The sequence below is a fragment of the Pedobacter sp. genome (assembly GCF_041662865.1).
GTDB lineage: Bacteria > Bacteroidota > Bacteroidia > Sphingobacteriales > Sphingobacteriaceae > Pedobacter.
This window is the reverse complement of record NZ_JBAZRL010000040.1, coordinates 11,913-31,796: the sequence shown is the minus strand read 5'-3', so window position 1 is coordinate 31,796 and position 19,884 is coordinate 11,913. Positions and strand designations below refer to the sequence as shown.

Genomic DNA, 19,884 nt, shown 5'->3' with positions numbered 1-19,884 from the left:
TGTACATTCTTTTAATGATAACAGGAACTTGAATATTTTGTTGTTGCAAAGCGACAAAAAACGCTCTTTGTTGTTGCATGCCTAAATTTTGAGAAGTGTCAAGAATGACAACTGTTGTAGCATTGAATTGTTGTAGTGTTAAGTTATCGAATTGCTCAGCGTTAATACTCACAAAATTCAATATTTCATCTTTACCTTCCACGGCATTAAATTCTGCTTCGCTAAACAGCGGATAAGAATTGTGTTTATTTTTTAAATTTAGCCAGGTTTGATAATTATAAACCTGCTTTAAATTTCCAGGGAAAGAGAAAGATGGTAATTTATCCCCTAAATAAACCAAATCACATGCTTGGTCTGTGAGATTATATTTATCTAATCCAGCACTATAATTATATCCTAAGGCGCTTAAAAAGTAAGGGTCTTTTAAGTTTTGTTTGGTAACATCAACTACTACAACTGGGTGAAAATGACCGCCAACTTGTTGAACTGGAGTTGTAATGCGACGAGAATATTGGTAAGGGCTGTAAGTTGACTTAAGAGTTTTGATTTTAGGCTCTTGACTAATGATCTCAAATTTTCTTTCAAATCTATCAGCTAATGCCCTAGCTACTGGCGCTTCAAATTCTGGGTCTTCAGTTAAAGATACCCGTATCGTATCTCCCAATCCATCAGCTAACAAAGTTCCTATACCCACTGCCGATTTAATACGCCCGTCTTCTCCATCACCAGCTTCGGTAACCCCTAAATGCAAGGGATAATTCATGCCTTCTTTCACCATCGTTTCTACCAATAAACGATATGCCTGCACCATTACCTGTGTATTACTTGCCTTCATAGAAATACACAAATTGTAAAAGTTTTGGTCTTCGCACATGCGGATAAACTCCATTGCAGATTCTACCATCCCCCTTGGTGTATCACCGTAGTGGCTCATAATGCGATCTGATAATGACCCATGATTAGTACCAATACGCATTGCCGTACCGTATTCTTTACAAATTTTAACTAGCGGTGTAAACTTTTTATAAATGCGATCAAGCTCTGCTTGATATGCGTCTGATGTATATTCTAAATTCTCGAATTTCTTTTTATCTGCATAATTACCTGGGTTCACACGAACTTTTTCTACAATCCTCGCAGCAGATTCAGCGGCGTTTGGAGTAAAATGTATATCGGCAATTAAAGGAACATCATATCCGCGTAAACGCAATTCGTTTTTGATATTTGCTAAATTTTCGGCCTCTTTAATACTTGGAGCGGTGATGCGCACATACTCACAGCCAGACTCCACCATTCTGATAGTTTGTTCTACGGTAGCTATCGTATCCATCGTATCAGTAGTAGTCATGGATTGAATGCGGATAGGATTTAAACCTCCCATAGGGATATTTCCTATCGTAACTTCGCGAGTTAAAAACCTCGAATAATGGGTTAAACTATTACAATAACCGCCTTCTAATTGGTATGGTTTAGCTACTTCTTGCATCGATGCAAAGATAGTGTAAATGTTGAATTGTTATATTGATGGAGTGTTAAATTAATCGTTGTTTAATAACAAGTGTATTTGCAATTACATCATGTAGGCATTGTTGTTTTTTATTGAGAAAACTATATAAATAACCTAAAAATAAAGGTAAAACTGAAATGGTTTTCGCCAAATTTCTACCAAAAGAAACACCTAAAGGAATACGATTACCCAGCATATCTGTTACTTTAATATCTAATAAACGTTTGCCAATTGTTGCCTGTTTGCTAGATGCTTCTGCAAAACTGCTATACACAAGTTTAGCCAGTGGAATGAGCGCCAAAAACACCAAAGCAGTTGTAATACGCAGCGCTTTTTGATCAATAAAAATAAATAAAATTAGCACTACAATCACGTAGGCTATCATTAAAAAGAAATAATCTATAACTGCAGCGAGTAATCTTTGATCAAAAGCTGCAAAATATTGTGGTGCAGTTTGTTGATAACGAAACCCTAACCATTCACGGAGCTCTGGAAGTTCGTGAGCTTCCTTGTAGTCATCCATGCTGGGCGTTCTTATAAAAGTACCTGGCTTTATATTTAGATTTTTTAATTCCGCTAAACTGTATGGACCCTCTGGTTTACCATTAATAACTACTGTATACTCCATTTAAGTTTTAAGTTCTGTGTATTAAGATATAAGTTTTATCATATCTTACAAAGATAATGGGTAAAAAATGATCTAATTTTCATCTTTTACCCATTTACAATATAGCACTTATTACTAATATCTATCTACTTCAAAGCTACTTAAACCGCCGTCAAAATTAATAAATATCTTTTTGGTTGATGATTGGTAGTTCGGTGTTTCATAAACGCCTTCGCTCACTTTAGTAAAGCCTGTAAAATCTTTTGAAGACAAACCTGTTTTGGTTTTAATACGGCATCCAGATCCAGTCGGAATTTTAATTTTTACATCGGCTACACCAGTTTTAACATTCACGTCTGTAATTGGTAATAAATCTCCTAATTTAACATCAAGCTCTGCTGCACCCCCATCAAAATTGAATGTTCTTACTTTATAGGATGTTAAATCAAAATCTATTTGACCAGCTCCCATTCCAAAATGCATTTCCCAAATTGGATTAGTATTTAAGCGTACATCTACGCTATTACTTCCACTTCCAATCGACCACCCTCTACGATTGTTTTTATTCTGCATTTTAAAAGTTAAGGTATTTACGCTATCAGAAGTTGTTTTATCCAATGCAAAATTTCCATTTCTTTTTTTAACATCTGCTGAGAATAAACTATCAGTTTCTCCTTTTAGATTGAATGAAGTACCGCCCCCAGAAATATTTAAAATTGTTTTTTTAAGAGTGTCTTCAGCCGTAAATGGTTCAGAGAAATTCAATTTTGTGTAATTAGAATTGTCATCATCGTCATCCATATCAATATCAACACTGCTGTTGCCACGATCATTCCACCAAAAACCATGCTCAGGTCTTTGTTGTCCTTTTACAAATAAAACCGACAAGGTGATCACTAAAATGCTTAATGAAATGATATTTCCCGTTTGAGAATTATTTCTATTAAAAAGGATATTTACACCCAAAATAATCAAAAATACTGGCCAAAAATCCCACACATTACGCCAATAAAATTCGATAACGTTAAAGTTATCTAATAATAGTACACCACCTATGAATAAAAGTAGCACACCCCATATTACTTTATCTAATTTCATCTTGTCAAATTTATTTGTGCTCGGTCTATAGTTAGCATGAAACTATCCAACCTAAATTAATTATTTATTATGCTTATTTAGTACGACTGATTAAGGATTTGGCGTTGCCGAATCTTTATCTTCTTCTAGGATAATTGCATCTTCAACAGGTTTTTCTGTTGTTGTTTTTTGAGCTTCTTCAGTAGTCTTTTTAAAGTTATCCCACTCGTTTTTTCTCTGATTTCTAAAAATTAAACTTATACCCAGCGCAACAATTGCTAATGGCCATAATTTGTAGATCTTAAAAATATTAAACCAATGAGGGATTACATCAAATTGTCTTAACAGGAAATAAAAACCTAAAATTAATAAGATTAAACCGCCAATTGTACGGCCAGTATCGTTACCTTTTGGAAACTGACTCATCACATTTGGGTCTTTAAAATCTGGCCCTGCATTTGGTGTATTCCACTTTGTTTGGTCGCCAGAATTTGATGGATTATTAAATGCATTTGACGAATTAAACATAGATGGATCTTGCTTATTTTTTTCAAAATATTCGTTAAACTTTGCATAACGAGCAGCTGGATCATTATTTACTGGTACAACAATCCACATTACAATATAAACCAACAAACCTGTACCTGCTAAAAATATGGTAGCCAATACAAATAACACTCTAATAATTGTAATGTCTACTTGCATATAATCTGCCAAACCAGATGCAACACCTGCAACTGTTTTGTTGTGTTCGTTTCTAAACAATCTCTTTTCCATAACGTTATCTCCTTCTATTTATGTGTTAAAAATTTAAAGGCTTTAAGACTATCTCATCAACGTTTACACCACTACTTAAATTTAAAATGGAGTATAAAGAATTGGCAATATCTTCGGGTTGTACAAATTTATCTGGGCTTATTGTAGTTCCTGCCCATGAAGTTGTTAATGTAGAACCTGGCAAAATTGCCGTTACTTTTACGTTGTATGCTGATAATTCCTTCCGCAATACATTATTAAGACTTAATATCGCTGCTTTTGTTACACTATAGCTACCTGCATTATCAATTGTTTGTGTGCTTGCTATAGAGCAAATATTAAAAATATGACCAGATTGCTGATTTCTCATCATTTTGCCAAAATATTTTGACAGATAATACGGAGCATTTATGTTTATCATACTTTGATATTCGAAGTTTTTATCTTCCTCATCCAATAAACTTCCGGGTATAAAAATTCCTGCGTTATTAACTAAAACATCAATTTTAGGATATGATTTTTTTACTTCGTCGCAAAAATTATAGACTTCCTCTTTATTGCCCATATCTGCCTTGATAGCAATAATCTTAACATTGTATTGTGCTAATTCATTTTTAAACACTTCTAAATCTTTTTCAGTTCTTGCACAAACTGCTAAATTGTATCCTTGTTGAGCTAATTTTAGCGAAATTGCTTTTCCAATACCTTTGGTAGCACCAGTTATTATTGCATTCATAACTTAATAAGATGTTTATCTAACACAAAAAAGGGTATTAATATTGGGAAACAATAATATTTTTTAATAAATACACAAAGCCTGAACATTTTTTATTGTTTCTTTGTATAATATTGTATTTACACTACAGCTAATCTTTATTAAATGAACTTTACCAATTTTGGCAAGTATATCCTGCTATTAAAAGCAGCGTTCAGAAGACCCGAAAAAACTAAAATATATTTAAAAGCCATTTTTCAGCAAATGGAATTTATTGGTGTTGGCTCGTTAGGCTTAATTAGTATTATTTCTACTTTTATTGGTGCCGTAATGACCTTACAAATTGCTTTCCAGTTGGTGAGTGATTTTATTCCAAAAACTATTATCGGTTCTGTTAATCGTGACTCGAGTATATTAGAGTTGAGTCCTACCATTAGTGCTATTGTTTTAGCTGGTAAAATTGGTTCTGCTATTTCATCAGAAATTGGCACTATGAGAGTAACCGAACAAATTGATGCACTAGAAATTATGGGTATCAATGCACCAGGCTATTTAATTTTGCCAAAAATTATAGCTGGTATCACTATGGTACCTGTTTTAGTAATTATCTCGATGGTATTAAGCATTGTAGGTGGTTATTTAGGCGGAACTCTCTCTGGGGCAGTTTCTGCAGCAGAATACATTCAAGGTATTACAACAGATTTTAATCCATATACCATTACTGTAGCCTTAGTAAAAGCGTTTGTTTTTGGTTTTATTATTACATCAGTGCCAGCTTATGAGGGTTTTTACGTAAAAGGTGGCGCTTTAGAAGTTGCACAAGCAAGTACAAGAGCTGTTGTAGTAAGTTGTATTAGCATTTTAGCATGTGATTATATTGTAACCCAATTATTATTATGATCGAGATTAAAGATATTTATAAATCGTTTGGTGATAATGAGGTTTTAAAGGGAATTTCTGGGAAATTTGAAGCTGGTGTGACCAACTTAATTATTGGAGGTTCTGGCTCAGGAAAAACTACGTTATTAAAATGTATGATCGGCTTGCACCAACCTGACAAGGGAAGTGTATTATACGATGGCAGAGAATTTACCCAACTTAATTTTGAGGAGCGAATAGAAATTAGAAAAGAGATAGGCATGTTATTTCAGGGCTCAGCCTTGTTTGATTCGATGACAGTTGAAGAAAATATCATGTTTCCTTTAAATATGTTTACAGATCAGCCTCGAAGTGAGAAATTAGATCGTGTTAATTTCTGTTTAGAAAGAGTTAACCTAGAAGATAAAAATAAATTATTTCCAGCTGAGCTTTCTGGTGGAATGAAAAAACGCGTTGGTATTGCTCGTGCTATTGCTATGAATCCAAAATATCTTTTTTGCGATGAACCTAACTCTGGTTTAGATCCTAAAACTTCTATTGTAATTGATGAATTAATTAAAGAAATCACAGAAGAATACAAAACCACAACCATCGTAGTTACACACGATATGAACTCGGTAATGGGAATTGGCGATTATATTATTTTTCTTCATGACGGGAAAAAATTCTGGGAAGGTTCTAACAAAGAAATTGCTAAAACAGATATAGACGAACTAAACGATTTTGTATTTGCTAGCCGTTTTATGAAAGCCGCTAAAGGCAAATTTTAATTTATTATACCATTATGATTAGCCTTTTAACTCCAACGCACTGGAAAGATTACGAATTAATAGATTGCGGAGATTTTGAAAAATTAGAACGCTTTGGTAATCTTATACTTTCTCGTCCGGAACCGCAGGCAGTTTGGAAAAAAATATTATCTCCACAAGAATGGAAGAAAAAAACGCACATTAATTTTAAAGGTCGTTCTGCAACAAGTGGAGAATGGATTAAGACCGATAAAAATGTTCCAGACCGCTGGAATGTAAACTACAAAAATGACGACATCAGTATTAATCTACGATTGGGTCTTACGTCTTTTAAACATGTTGGTGTTTTTCCAGAGCAAGCTGTTAACTGGGATTACATTTCATCGTCCATTAAAAAATTTAAAACTCCGGCACCAAAAGTTCTTAATTTATTTGCTTACACTGGCGCCGCATCTTTAGTGGCTAAGGCCGCAGGCGCAGATACCACACATGTAGATTCGATTAAACAAGTGGTAAATTGGGCAAATGAAAATCAAGAATTATCTAATCTAAAAGATGTACGTTGGGTAGTAGAAGACGCGTTGAAATTTGTAAAGAGAGAATTAAAACGTGGTAAAAAATACAACGGAATTATTTTAGATCCACCTGCTTTTGGTCATGGTCCAAATGGCGAAAAATGGAAATTAGAAGATCATATTCAAGAAATGATGCAAGATGTTGTTCAATTATTGGATGAAGAGGAGCATTTTCTTATTTTAAATACCTATTCATTAGGTTTCTCCTCGGTTATTGTAGAAAATTTAATAATGACTTCTTTTCCTAAGGTAAAAAACTTAGAAACTGGAGAGCTTTATTTACAAGCTACCTCTGGTATTAAATTGCCATTGGGTGTTTTTGGCAAGTTCAATACTTTTAAATAACTTATTAAATCTCGATAAAAATCAGCTTTTTTAACAGAATGTTAATCTGTTGATAATTATAACATACGTCCAAACCGAATTGATGTATTTTTGATGAACTACATAACGCTAAAACTAAAATTAAATACTACTTATGAAATTAACCAAGATTGCGGGAATATTCTTAATCGGAATAGCTACAATTAGTACATTCTCTTATTGCACTTCTGATGCTAAAAAAGGGAAGGGTAAAACTGCAAGTACAGATTCGACAAAAGTTGAAGAAGAAAATTTACGTGCACCAGTTGATACTGCAAAGTATAACGCTTTAATTAAAAAATTAGCCAATGGCGATACAACCGGAAAATGGCCAGTTAAAAATCAACCTTATCCAATTGATGGTGCAATTTTACCTTTTAAACGTATCGTTGTTTATTACGGAAATTTACATTCGAAAAAAATGGGTGCTTTAGGAGAATATGCACCTAAAGAAATGTGGCAGCGCTTAAATGCAGAAGTTAAGAAATGGGAAAAAGTAGATCCTTCTACCCCGGTACAAGTTGGTTTACATTATATTGCTGCAGTAGCGAGTGGTACGCCAGGTAAAGATGGTAAATACATTAATAGAATGGGAAACAAGCAAATCGATTCGGTTTTAACAATTGCTAAAATGCGCCCAAATACGATTGTATTTTTAGATTTACAAGTTGCTTTAAGTACGATAAAAGCTGAGCTTCCACACATTGAAAAGTATTTAGAAATGCCTAATGTACATTTAGGCATCGACCCAGAATTTTCTATGAAAGATGGTTCATTGCCAGGTAAAAAAATCGGTACTTATGATGCAGCTGATATTAATTATGTAACTGGATATTTAGCAGATCTAGTTAAGAAATATAACCTTCCTCCGAAAGTTTTTGTTTTACACCGTTTTACTAAGAAGATGGTGACGAATAGTCAAAACATTAAATTAAGACCAGAAGTGCAAATCGTAATGCACATGGATGGTTGGGGTGAGCCAGATTTAAAATTAGGAACCTATCGTCACTTTATTTATGGAGAACCAGTTCAGTTTACAGGATTTAAATTGTTCTACAAAAACGATATTAAAAAGGCACCTAACCGTATGATGACTCCAGAAGAGTTAATGAAATTAAAACCATTGCCAAGTTATATTCAATATCAATAATTAGATTATCATAAAATAAAAAAGGCTTCGAGAATTCTCGAAGCCTTTTTTATTTTATGGAAATTGCCCCTTCGCTGCAGGAGGTGGATCTCCTGTTCCACCGATACTATCAAACACTAAATAACCAAGTTGATAATCTTTGTTAACTATAATAATTACATTCCCTTCTATCTGATTAGCTTTTGCATAAAAGATATATTTATAAACATAGTCCTTATAGGAAATAAATTTTATAGACTTTAATTTCCCCATCATACCAAAAGTTTCTTTCATCTGGTTGGTTACCCATTCTAAAGAAACCTTTTGTTTATATACGGGCGCATATAAATTATATGATTTCTGGTAATCTTGTTTATTAAAGCAATCTATCCATTTATTTAAAACAGAATCTACTTTTTTATCCTGGGCAAAAGTTAGTAAGCTGCTAATACATATCAATGAAATAATTACAGTTTTTTTCATATCAAGTTAAAAAAATCCTAACTGCCCTTTATCATCAATCTTTATATCATCAGGATTTGTGATTTCAAAATCTACTTTTTTAGCAGGTTTTGGTTCTTCAGACTCTATTTCTTCTTTTGGTTTCTCCGCTTTTGGTTCAGTTTTAGTGACTGGAGTTTCTACAACCGATATTTCAATTTCTTCTTTAGGTTCTACCTCGGCTACTTCAATACTGTCTGGATCAGCAGCAGATGTCTCATTTTCTATTTTCTCGTCTTCAGCAATTGTTTCTTCAACTATTTCAATAGTGTTCTCGATTAAATCTCCTTCCTGATCAGCGGATACGTCAGCATTTGATTTTGGAGTTTCTACATTAACGTTTTCAACAAGTTCTGTTCCTATTTCGGATTTTGCATTCACTAAACTTACATTTTTCACTACATGCTGTGTAAGTCGGTTGCCGTTTGCTTTTAATCCCTTAACGTCAATTAATCCTGCCAAATCCAACAGCAAAGTTTCAGGCGTTTTAGATTTTCCTTTTTCTACATCAACCTGCACTTGTGCATCAGGTTTTCCAGTAATGAAAATTAGTTTAGAACCAGGTTCTTCACTAATGATGCTGACTTCTTTACCTGCTGGCTGCAACTCGAGTGTAAAGCGTTTTACATAATAGTTTTTTGCTTTGGCATCGTAATGCACTAATCCGTAAATTTTCTCTGGATCAAATTTTTGCATTAATACAATTCCAGGATCAAAGTGATTGCTTAAATCGAATGAAGTCAATTCATACCAACCTGCAGCGTTAACTTGCAAAATCTTATCATCGCCATCAAATTCTCCAAGGTATTTTCCTCTTCCATCAACGTTTAAGCGCTTCAATAATTCATCATACCAAATCTTCAATCCTGATAAGGTAGATACACCTTTACTTTTAAATAAAACCTTTTTAATAGGATATTTAGAAACTATGTTCCCTTGAGATGCTCTTCCTTTTATCGCTGTTTCTGCAAAATCAATATCAAATTGTAGTTTTTTAAGTTTCGAATGCGGCTTAAGTTGTACCGTAATTACTTCTGCTTCGCCATTCGGATTAGCGGTGAAATATAAAATCTTAGATCCCTTTGTTCCTTTTGTTAAATCATATTCTTTATCGCGGGTAACACCTAAAACCGAAAAACGTTTAATATAATTTGTTCCGTTGGCACCATCTCTATAAATCAGATTATAAACTGTTCTATCATCGCCCTTTTTAAATACTTGCGCATGAATAATTCCCTTGCCAACAAAAGTTTTGTCGGCTACTTTAGAAACAATGCATTTTCCATCTTCTCTAAAAACGATAATTTCATCTATATCAGAACAATCTGCTACAAATTCATCTTTACGTAAACCTGTACCAATAAAACCATCTTCCCGGTTCATGTACAATTTCACATTTGCTAAAGCCACTTTACTAGCTTCAACTCTATCGAATAGACGAATTTCCGTTTTACGTTCTCTGCCTTTTCCGTATTTATCTTTTAGTTTTTGATACCAAGCGATAGCGTAATCTGTTAGATGACGCAAATGACCTTTTACAACTTTTATTTCATCTTCCAAAGCCTTCATTTGCTCGTCTGCCTTTTTCACATCAAAACGAGTGATGCTACTCATTGGCTTATCGATTAGCTTCTTAAAATCTTCTGGTAAAATTTCCCTATATAATGAAGTTTTAAACGGTTCGAATAAAATATTTAATACACTTACAACAGCTTCAAAATCACTAGCGTTTTCATATTCAGGATTTTTATACATCCCTTCTTGAATGAAAATCTTTAATAGCGAACTAAAGAAAATTCGTTCTTGCAATTCGTGCAAACGGATCTCTAATTCTCGTTTTAACAAGAATTTAGTATGTTTGGTATTTTGCTCTAAAATATCGTTAACTGTTAAGAAATGAGGTTTATCATCCTTAATAATACACGTATTTGGCGAAATCGAAACCTCGCAAGCCGTAAAGGCATATAAAGCGTCGATTGTAACATCTGGCGAAATGCCAGGCGCCAATTGAATAACAATTTCCACATTTGCAGCGGTATTGTCTTCAATCTTTTTAATCTTGATTTTACCTTTATCGTTCGCTGCTAAAATACTATCAATAACAGATCCCGTTGTAGTACTATATGGAACTTCGGTAATCACCAAAGTCTTTTTATCTTTTTCTGTAATTTTAGCTCTTACTCTAATTCTACCACCACGCATTCCTTCGTTGTAGTTAGAAAAATCGGCCATGCCTCCTGTAAAGAAATCCGGTAAAATATTACTTCTATTTCCTTTTAAAATTTCTATCGACGCATCCAATAACTCCACGAAATTGTGTGGCATTACCTTAGTCGCTAAACCTACAGCAATACCTTCAGCTCCTTGTGCTAATAACAACGGAAATTTAACCGGTAAGGTAACGGGCTCGCTGTTTCTTCCATCGTAGCTTAATTGCCAAATGGTAGTATCCGCATTAAAAACAACATCATTTGCAAATTTCGATAAACGAGCTTCGATGTAACGAGGTGCTGCGGCGCTATCTCCAGTAATGGGATCGCCCCAGTTTCCTTGGCAATCGATTAGTAAATCTTTCTGACCAATTTGAACCATCGCATCGCCAATTGAGGCATCACCATGCGGATGGTATTTCATCGTATTCCCAATTACGTTGGCCGCTTTATTAAATCGCCCATCATCCATTTCCTTAAGTGAGTGCATAATACGGCGTTGCACAGGCTTTAAACCATCGTGTATGTGCGGAACTGCCCTATCTAGAATTACATAAGACGCATAATCGAGAAACCAATTTTCATAAAGCCCATTAATTGGGGTAATCGTATGTTTATTTTCTTCGTTTAAGTTGTTTTCTAATTCGTCACTCATTCGCTATAAAAGTATTTGGGATGCGTAAATATAACGCTTGTTAGCAGAATTTTAGGGAGAAGTTTTGAACAGAGTGTGAAATATATTTACGATGTTGAATTATCAATTTTAGATCGAGTTTGAAAATCCAAAACAGTAATTCTTTTTCAAGTTACTCCCGCTGTTCGCTTTACTTCGTGTTCGCTGCCATCGGGTTTAGTAACGGAGTTTTTGATCAACTATTCAAGGTTACCCACCCAATCTATCCTCTACAAAACCAAAAGGCAATAAACTTTTCACTCCTTTCACTTTAATAATTTTACCATCAATGCAGTAAAATAATACATCAATTGGTGATTTTTGCCTTTGCTCATATTCTGCCATTACTTGCAAACATGCGCCACAAGAAGTAACCGGATTTTCTATTTTAAAATTAACTGTTTGTGCTGTAATCGCCATCGATTTTATAATCGCATCTGGATAGTTTGACCCAATTGTAAACAGTGCAACTCGCTCTGCACACAAACCTGAAGGATAAGCTACATTTTCTTGATTACTTCCTAAAACTACTTGATTATCAGCCAACAAAGCTGCTGTTCCAACTTTAAATTTAGAATATGGTGAATGCGAAGAAGCTAATGCCTCTTTTGCTTTATTACATAACATTTGGTCTGTTTCTGAGAGTTCTTCTATACCATCAAAAGTCTCGTAGCTAATTGTAAAATTTTGTGTATTCATATACTTGGTCCCACAAATTATTTGCGGGGTATAAACCTAAGCTATTTTTTCTTTAAATTCTAAAGAACTTTTTTAAACCAATTTTGTTTAAAAATTAACATGTTATGGCATGGTTATAGTTTAAACAATTTAGTCATCTCAACTTATCTCGATTGAACAAGTATTTACGCAAGGGTTTAAAAATTATTTTATGGACTATTGCTAGCATTATTATGCTAGTTATACTTGTTGCAGTTTCCTTAAATATTCCAGCAGTACAAAATTTTGTTAAAAATAGAGCTATTGCTTATCTCAAAAACAAAACAAAAACAGAAATTAGACTAGAAAGTATCAAAATTGCCTTGCCAAAAGATGTAGTACTGAATAAGTTTTATATTGAAGATCGAAAGGGAGATACGCTGCTATATGCTGAGAAGTTACAAGTCGATATTAGTCTTTTTAAGCTACTCAAAAATACAGTTGAGATTAACAATATTGAACTAAAAAATATACGTGCCAACGTAAAACGGATAAATCCAGATACGAGTTTCAATTTTTCTTTTTTGGTTGATGCTTTTATGACCGAGGAGAAAAAAAATCCTGAAACTGATACCACCTCAGCCCCGCTTAAATTTAGAATTGATAAAGTTTTATTCACAGATATTGGAATTACCTATCGGGATGATGTAGCAGGTAACGATGTGAAAATACATCTTGGCGAATTTAAATCGAGGATTAAAGATTTTGATTTAGCTAAACAGAATTACGTTATCAAAGAATTAAGTTTAAAAAACACATCGTTAAATTATCTCCAGCAAAAACCTTTAACACAATTGGTGCAACACCTTACCAACAGTGTTGATAGCACTCAAAAATCTACCGGAAAATTACCGACGATAACTGTACAAGATTTTTCATTTAGCAATGTAAAAATTAACTACGATGATCAATTATCAACCACAAAAGTAATCGCAAACCTAAATGATTTAGGCTTCGTTAATTTAAAAGTAGATTTAACAAAAGGCGAGTATAATGCCGATGAGGCCAGATTAAATAAATCAAAAATTTTGTTTGCTTTTAAACCGGCGCCAAGTAACAATCTAAAAAAAGTAAAAGATACGGTAGTTGTAGAAACATCGCCCTTGGCTTTACTTTTAAAGAAAGTTGATTTTAATGACAATGAACTAAAATTTGATAATCTAGCTGCAAAGCCAGCAAAAGGTTTAGACTTTAACCACCTTAACATTACCAATTTAAATTTAGGTGCCGATGATTTAAACTTTAGCAATGGAGGGATAAAGGTTAAAGTAAATAACGGTTCATTAAAAGATAAAAGTGGGTTTATTTTAAACGACTTAAAAGGCGATGCAACATATAATGACAAGCAAATTAAATTGGCCAGCTTCATTTTAAAAACCCCAAATACTACTATTGAAAATGCAACTGAATTAAACTTTACTTCGTTAGACGATTTGACTAAACATCCTGAAAGGGTTAAAATGAGTTTGAACTTTAAAAATACAACCATTGGTTTAAAAGATGCTGTGTTTTTTAGCGATGCAATTCCTGCAAATTATCGAAACGAAAAAATTAAAATCAATGCGAATGTAAATGGATATTTAAACAATTTAAATATTCCTCAATTGCAAATTAGTGGATTAAAAAACACACAAATTGACATTAGCGGTAAGGCAAAAGGATTACCTGACATTAATAAAACTTATCTTGATTTATCTATTAAAAAACTTCATTTAACAAAAAGTGATATTCTAGTTATCGTTCCAAAAAAATCACTACCTCCTACTATAGAATTACCTAATGTTGTTAATGCAAAAGGAAATTTCAAAGGTTCAATGACAAATTTCAATACCAACCTAAATATACAAACTGATATGGGTGGTGCTGTGGTTATTGCAAACATGAAAGGTCCAAAAGGCAAAGAGAGTTACAATGCGAATATCAGTTTAAACAATTTTAATGTAGGTAGACTGCTAAAACAACAAGCAACTTTAGGTAGAATTACTGCTAAAGCTGATGTTGTTGGAACAGGTTTAGATCCTAAAAAAATCAGTGCGAAGTTTAACGCGAAAGTATTAAGTGCTACGTACAATAAATACAATTATCGCAATTTGAGTTTGAGTGGAACATATGCTAATCAGTTAGTAAATGTTAAAAGCAATATGCTAGATAGCAATGCGAGCTTTAACTTAAACGCACAAATTAACTTGGCAGGAAAATATCCTAGTTTAAAAGGTAATGTAGATTTGAAACAAATCGATTTGCAAAAATTAAACTTTAGCAAAACTGAGTTTAAAGTTGCAGGTAATATTAAAGCGAATATCAGTACAGTTGATGTAGATTATTTAAATGGTGATGTTTTTGCAACAGGTCTACAATTGGTAAAAGAAGGCAGAAAATTTAATGTAGATACTGTTGAACTACATGCACTTTCTACTGCAACTGAGAATAAGCTTTCTTTAAAATCTGAACTTTTAAGTGCAAAAATTGATGGCAAATATCAATTGAGCAAAATCGAAAATGCAGTAATTAATCAGATCAATAAATATTACCAATTTGGTGAGGTTACTCCCATTCAAGATCAACGTTTTAGGTTTGCTATCAACATTTATAATCCTAAATTTTTAAAAGATTTTGTGCCTGAGCTCACCACTTTTGTACCATCAACTATTAATGGATTATTAGATACGCAAAAGGACAGTTTATTAGTGAATGCCTCTTTTCCAAAAATAGTTTATGGCGATTATACCATCGATAGCACACGAATTATAGTAAACAATAACAATCAAAAATTAGATTATAAGTTTACTATTAAGAGTATTCAAAGTCCCTCTATCGTTTTATTTAACAGTGAAATTACTGGTAATGCGGCAAATAATCAATTAGATTTAAATGTGTTTCTCCGAGATAGACAACGAAAGGATAAATATGTAATTGCAGGAATTTTCAAATCATTTAATAAAGATTTTAGGTTTAACCTTGACCCAAACAAACTGCTATTAGATTACGAGAAATGGACTGTTGACCCAACTAATTATATACAATTTGGTCGATCTGGTATTTTAGCAAATCAGTTTAATTTAAGTCAAGGTTCACAATTGCTAAGCATTAACAGTACTAGTAAAACTCCAAACTCACCTTTACAAGTAGAATTTAAAAATTTCCAAATAGAAACGCTAACCAAATTTGCAGAAACTGATACAACTTTAGTAGGTGGAACAATTAATGGAAAAGTTGATGTAAAAGACTTAGTGTCAAATCCTAAGTTTGAAGCCAATTTAACTATTACCAAATTACGTTACCAAAAAGATGAACTTGGAGATTTGAGTTTATTAGTAAACAACAATACAGCAAATGCTTTTGAAGTTGATGCGAGATTAAAAGGGGTTCATGAATTAAGCGCAAAAGGATTTTACTATACTGCTCCAGAGAGCGCACTAGACTTAGCTGTAAATATTGAAAAAATAGATTTACGAGAAATAGAAAGTGTGAGTTTAGGTCAAATTAGGCAAGGCAAAGGAACAGTAACTGGGCAATTCTCTGTAAAAGGAGAATTAACAGCGCCCAAAATATTGGGTGCACTCAAATTTAACGATGCTGGGTTTAATGTTGCCTACATCAACTCGTACTTTACCATGCCTGATCAGCAAATTGTATTTACGAATGAAGGGATTAGATTTGACGATTTTACCTTAATAGATTCATTAGGGAAAAAAGCAATTATTGATGGAAATATCTATACCACAGATTTTAAAAATGTAAGGTTTGGTTTAGATATTAGAACCAACAATTTTAGAGGAATAAATTCTACTGCCGCAGACAATGACATGATTTATGGCACTGTGTTTTTAACAAGTACAATAAAAGTTCGCGGAGATTTAAATCAACCAGATGTTAACATGAATATTAAAGTTAACAAGGGAACTAAGTTCTTTTATGCCTTACCAATAAATGATCCATCAGTAATTGAACAAGACGGTATTGTACAATTTATTGATAAAGATGCCCCTCCATTTAATGGCAAAAAAGATTTAAAGGCGGACAGTGTAAGCAAATCTCCACTTAAAGGTTTAAACCTTGTTGCGGCTATAACTATTGATCCAGAAGCCGAATTGAATGTAGTTGTAGACCCACAAAATGGAGATAATTTAAGTATAAAAGGGAATGCTAATTTGAATGCAACAATAGATCCAAGTGGAAAAATTAGCTTAACCGGCCGCTATGAAGTTGAGGAAGGCTCATATAGTTTAACTGTTGCTCCATTAGGAAAACGACCATTTAAAATTGTAAAAGGTAGCACTATTATTTGGACAGGTGAGCCTACCGCAGCGACTGTTAATTTAACGGCATTGTATGAAGTTAATGCTGCGCCGATTGATTTAATTAACGAGCCTGATAATATTAGAGCAAAAACGAAATTACCTTTCCAAGTGTATTTATATATGAAAGATGAATTGCTAAAACCAACCATTTCTTTCAAAATTGATTTGCCAGAAAATGAGCGTGGCGCACTAGAAGGAACCGTTTACACCAAATTACAAAATGTAAACAGAGATGAAAATGAGTTAAATAAACAAGTTTTTGCCTTGCTTGCATTAAACCGATTTATTGCAAATAATCCTTTCCAAAGTTTAGCAGGTGGTGGCGGTGCTTCTACATTAGCTCGTTCTAGTGTAAGTAAATTATTAACCGAACAGTTGAACAATTTAGCATCGGATTTAATTCAGGGTGTTGATTTGAATTTCGGTGTAAACTCTTCCGAAGATTATTCTACCGGAGCATTACAGCAAAAAACAGATTTAGAAATTGGCTTATCTAAAAAATTATTAAGTGATAGATTAACCGTAACCGTAGGAAGCTCATTCGGTTTAGAAGGCCCTAAAACACCTGGACAAAGTTCATCAAATATAGCAGGCAATGTAAATATAGATTATGCGCTTTCTGCTGATGGAAGATATAGATTAAGATTTTATCGTCGTAACCAAAATGAGGGAATAGTTGAAGGACAGATTATAGAAACTGGCCTCGGATTTACACTAGTTGTAGACTACAATAAGTTTAGAGAGATTTTCCAATCCCGTAAGAAAAAAATAAGAAACCAAATAGAACAGAAACCAAAAGATGAAACAACTAATTAAATCGATATTATTTTTATTGGCTTGTTTGGTTGTGGCGAGCTGTAGTACAACCAGCAGATTAAAACCTGGACAATATTTGTACACTGGAGCAGATATTAATATCAATCCAGATTCTTCGGCAAGAATTGATAATCAAAAAGAAGTTAAAAAAACTTTAGAAGGCAAAACTAGGCCAAGACCAAATAAATCAATATTAGGCATTAAGTATAAATTATTGATTCACAATTTAGCTCCTGATACAGTGAAGCCAAAAGGAATTGGGAATTGGTTAAAAAACAAGATTGGTGAACCACCAGTTTTGCTGAATGAAGTAAAAATTAAATACAACAACGATGTTTTAAAAAGCTATTTGATTAGCCAAGGATATTTGCAATCGGATGTTACTGGAGATACTGTTATTAAAGGTAAAAAAGGGAAAGCTATTTATACCGTAAATACAGGGATTAGATATAAAATTAACAGCATAACCTTTCCAAAAGACACAGGAAACTTAACGCATATCATCAATTTAAATAAAGATAAAACACTATTAAAGGTTGGCGATTTTTACGATTTAGATACTTATAAAAATGAGCGGATTAGAATTGATAATGATTTAAAAGAAAGTGGCTATTTTTACTTCAGTCCAGATTATTTGATTTTACAAGTAGACAGTACCATTGGCAAAAACTTGGTTGACATCAATGTAAATATTAAAAATAGCTCTCCAGATGCTGGATTAAAACCTTACACCATTAAAAACATCAATATTTTTCCAAATTATAATTTACGTAGAGATAGTTTATTAAGAAGTTTAACCCCTGTACAGTATAACGATTTCAACATATATGATAATAGAAATACCTTCAAACCTAAATTATTCGACAGATTAGTTTTCTTCAAAAAAGGAGAAAAATACAATAGAAAAGACCATAATCAATCTTTAAATAGGATGGTTAATATCGGTGCTTTCCAAGATGTTAGAGCTGAGTTTTTACCAATAGATAGTTTCAAAAACAATCAATTGAACCTAAATATCTTCTTAACTCCATTAAAAAAAAATTCACTGACTTTTTCAGTAACAGGAACAAGTAAATCAAATAATTTTGTCGGGTCGGAAGTTAAATTAACTCAAACTACACGAAATTTATTTAGAGGTGCAGAGCAATTGGATATAAGTGTTAGTGGTGGTTTTGAAACGCAGGTTAGCGGGCAATCCCAAGGTTTAAACTCTTATTCCTTTACTGCTGAAGGTAAATTAACCTTTCCTCAGTTTATTGTGCCTTTTTACAAACCAAAAGTTACTAATGCATTTATCCCAAAAACAATTGCTTCTCTTTCTTATCAGTTGCTAAGCAGAGGATCCGAATATTCTCTAAATGCATTTAAAGCAGAATTTGGTTATAGTTTTAAAGAAAATATCCATAAAGAGCATAATTTAAATCCAATTTCTGTTAATTATGTTCAACCTAGTTTCCCTTCAGATTCTGTAGAGAAAAGACTTTATTTGGAAAACCCCTATTTGAGAAGTGCGTTAGAGCGACAATTCATAATTGGTAGTAATTACAACTTTACCTATACCAATCAAATGGAAGATAAGCGTAGAAATACTACGTACTTTTTTGGCAGTATTGAAACAGGTGGAAATGTATGGGGATTATTTGTACAGAAAGATGATTTAGGAAAACGAAAACTTTTCAATACACCGCTTACGCAATTTATTAGACTGGAAACTGATTTAAGAGACTATTACAAAATTAATAGAAACGTAACTTGGGCTAATAGATTAAACTTTGGTTATGGTTATGCCTACGGTAATAGCACATCTCTACCCTATGTTCGTCAGTTTTTTGCTGGCGGAAGTAATGACATAAGAGCATTTAGAGCTAGAACTTTAGGCCCAGGTACTTTTAAAGTTAACCCAGATGCTCAATTTGCAGATCAAGGTGGCGATATAAAAATGATGTTAAATACAGAGTTGAGATTTAAGATCGTAAGTGTCTTATATGGTGCTGTATTTGTTGATGCTGGTAATGTTTGGCTTAGAAAAGAAGACAAAGGAGATCCTGCAATTCCAGGAAGTGGGCGCCCAGGTTCTGGTTTTAAATTTAAAAATGCACTAAGTGAACTAGCTGTTGGTACTGGTGCGGGTTTAAGAATTGATGCTCAAATTTTTGTAATTAGATTAGATGGAGCATTTCCAATAAGAAAACCTTACTTACCTAGCGGGCAACGTTGGGTTTTAGATCAGGTAGATTTTGGCAGCAAAACTTGGCGTAAAGAAAATTTTATTTTAAACATTGGCATCGGATACCCGTTTTAATAGTATG

The 19,884-nt window shown here is 33.3% G+C and carries 14 protein-coding genes; 6 read left to right on the top strand and 8 right to left on the bottom strand.

Annotation, left to right across the window (positions count from 1 at the left end):
* The 5 genes from ispG to WC622_RS12675 form a co-directional block, all read right to left on the bottom strand.
* Positions 1-1,486 (bottom strand): (E)-4-hydroxy-3-methylbut-2-enyl-diphosphate synthase (ispG, locus tag WC622_RS12695; RefSeq protein ID WP_372820071.1); only part of this gene is annotated, 1,486 nt, incomplete at its 3' end.
* Positions 1,487-1,532: 46 nt separating this feature from the next.
* Complete coding sequence (locus WC622_RS12690; RefSeq protein WP_372820070.1) at positions 1,533-2,135, bottom strand: RDD family protein; 603 nt, start codon at positions 2,133-2,135, stop codon at positions 1,533-1,535.
* A gap of 114 nt (positions 2,136-2,249) precedes the next feature.
* Complete coding sequence (locus tag WC622_RS12685) at positions 2,250-3,212, bottom strand: LiaF transmembrane domain-containing protein (protein ID WP_372820069.1); 963 nt, start codon at positions 3,210-3,212, stop codon at positions 2,250-2,252.
* 90 nt (positions 3,213-3,302) lie between these two features.
* Positions 3,303-3,968 (bottom strand): PspC domain-containing protein, encoded by a 666-nt coding sequence (locus tag WC622_RS12680; RefSeq protein ID WP_372820068.1) that lies wholly within the window; start codon positions 3,966-3,968, stop codon positions 3,303-3,305.
* Between the two features lie 25 nt (positions 3,969-3,993).
* Positions 3,994-4,683, bottom strand: coding sequence for an SDR family oxidoreductase (locus WC622_RS12675; protein ID WP_372820067.1), 690 nt, complete (start codon positions 4,681-4,683; stop codon positions 3,994-3,996).
* Between the two features lie 144 nt (positions 4,684-4,827).
* On the opposite strand from WC622_RS12675, the gene WC622_RS12670 reads away from it, so the two are divergent.
* The 4 genes from WC622_RS12670 to WC622_RS12655 all read left to right on the top strand — a co-directional run bounded on the left by WC622_RS12670 (position 4,828) and on the right by WC622_RS12655 (position 8,378).
* Positions 4,828-5,562, top strand: coding sequence for an MlaE family ABC transporter permease (locus WC622_RS12670; RefSeq protein ID WP_372820066.1), 735 nt, complete (start codon positions 4,828-4,830; stop codon positions 5,560-5,562).
* On the top strand, positions 5,559-6,311 hold the full coding sequence (locus tag WC622_RS12665) for an ABC transporter ATP-binding protein (RefSeq protein WP_372820065.1): 753 nt from the start codon (positions 5,559-5,561) through the stop codon (positions 6,309-6,311). The genes WC622_RS12670 and WC622_RS12665 overlap by 4 nt, the downstream gene beginning before the upstream one ends.
* Before the next feature lie 14 nt (positions 6,312-6,325).
* Positions 6,326-7,210: a class I SAM-dependent methyltransferase gene (locus WC622_RS12660; protein ID WP_372820064.1), complete on the top strand. Its 885-nt coding sequence runs from the start codon at positions 6,326-6,328 to the stop codon at positions 7,208-7,210.
* Positions 7,211-7,343: 133 nt separating this feature from the next.
* The gene (locus WC622_RS12655) at positions 7,344-8,378 is read left to right on the top strand and encodes a hypothetical protein (protein ID WP_372820063.1); all 1,035 of its coding nucleotides are present in this window, start codon (positions 7,344-7,346) and stop codon (positions 8,376-8,378) included.
* Between the two features lie 54 nt (positions 8,379-8,432).
* Here the strand turns inward: WC622_RS12655 and WC622_RS12650 are convergent, their stop codons facing one another.
* The 3 genes from WC622_RS12650 to WC622_RS12640 all read right to left on the bottom strand — a co-directional run bounded on the left by WC622_RS12650 (position 8,433) and on the right by WC622_RS12640 (position 12,440).
* On the bottom strand, positions 8,433-8,840 hold the full coding sequence (locus WC622_RS12650) for a hypothetical protein (RefSeq protein WP_372820062.1): 408 nt from the start codon (positions 8,838-8,840) through the stop codon (positions 8,433-8,435).
* 6 nt (positions 8,841-8,846) lie between these two features.
* Entirely contained in the window at positions 8,847-11,723 is a 2,877-nt protein-coding gene (locus tag WC622_RS12645; RefSeq protein ID WP_372820061.1) for a DNA gyrase/topoisomerase IV subunit A, read from the bottom strand.
* 228 nt (positions 11,724-11,951) lie between these two features.
* Positions 11,952-12,440 carry a cytidine deaminase gene (locus WC622_RS12640; protein ID WP_372820060.1) on the bottom strand — a complete coding sequence of 163 codons (489 nt, stop codon included), beginning with the start codon at positions 12,438-12,440 and terminating at the stop codon, positions 11,952-11,954.
* Between the two features lie 152 nt (positions 12,441-12,592).
* Between WC622_RS12640 and WC622_RS12635 the strand changes: the two genes are divergently transcribed.
* Together WC622_RS12635 and WC622_RS12630 are read left to right on the top strand one after the other, a co-directional pair.
* A complete protein-coding gene (locus WC622_RS12635; RefSeq protein WP_372820059.1) occupies positions 12,593-17,575 on the top strand; it encodes a translocation/assembly module TamB domain-containing protein in 4,983 nt (1,660 codons plus the stop codon).
* A complete protein-coding gene (locus WC622_RS12630; protein ID WP_372820058.1) occupies positions 17,559-19,877 on the top strand; it encodes a BamA/TamA family outer membrane protein in 2,319 nt (772 codons plus the stop codon). The genes WC622_RS12635 and WC622_RS12630 overlap by 17 nt, the downstream gene beginning before the upstream one ends.
* Positions 19,878-19,884 lie beyond the last annotated feature (7 nt).

What these genes read in the sequence shown, in the direction of transcription:
- WC622_RS12685 (WP_372820069.1), bottom strand. Translation starts at nt 3,212, where the DNA reads ATGAAATTAGATAAAGTAATATGGGGTGTGCTACTTTTATTCATAGGT.
- WC622_RS12670 (WP_372820066.1), top strand. Translation starts at nt 4,828, where the DNA reads ATGAACTTTACCAATTTTGGCAAGTATATCCTGCTATTAAAAGCAGCG.
- WC622_RS12660 (WP_372820064.1), top strand. Translation starts at nt 6,326, where the DNA reads ATGATTAGCCTTTTAACTCCAACGCACTGGAAAGATTACGAATTAATA.
- WC622_RS12650 (WP_372820062.1), bottom strand. Translation starts at nt 8,840, where the DNA reads ATGAAAAAAACTGTAATTATTTCATTGATATGTATTAGCAGCTTACTA.
- WC622_RS12680 (WP_372820068.1), bottom strand. Translation starts at nt 3,968, where the DNA reads ATGGAAAAGAGATTGTTTAGAAACGAACACAACAAAACAGTTGCAGGT.
- WC622_RS12630 (WP_372820058.1), top strand. Translation starts at nt 17,559, where the DNA reads ATGAAACAACTAATTAAATCGATATTATTTTTATTGGCTTGTTTGGTT.
- WC622_RS12690 (WP_372820070.1), bottom strand. Translation starts at nt 2,135, where the DNA reads ATGGAGTATACAGTAGTTATTAATGGTAAACCAGAGGGTCCATACAGT.
- WC622_RS12675 (WP_372820067.1), bottom strand. Translation starts at nt 4,683, where the DNA reads ATGAATGCAATAATAACTGGTGCTACCAAAGGTATTGGAAAAGCAATT.
- WC622_RS12640 (WP_372820060.1), bottom strand. Translation starts at nt 12,440, where the DNA reads ATGAATACACAAAATTTTACAATTAGCTACGAGACTTTTGATGGTATA.
- WC622_RS12645 (WP_372820061.1), bottom strand. Translation starts at nt 11,723, where the DNA reads ATGAGTGACGAATTAGAAAACAACTTAAACGAAGAAAATAAACATACG.
- WC622_RS12665 (WP_372820065.1), top strand. Translation starts at nt 5,559, where the DNA reads ATGATCGAGATTAAAGATATTTATAAATCGTTTGGTGATAATGAGGTT.
- WC622_RS12655 (WP_372820063.1), top strand. Translation starts at nt 7,344, where the DNA reads ATGAAATTAACCAAGATTGCGGGAATATTCTTAATCGGAATAGCTACA.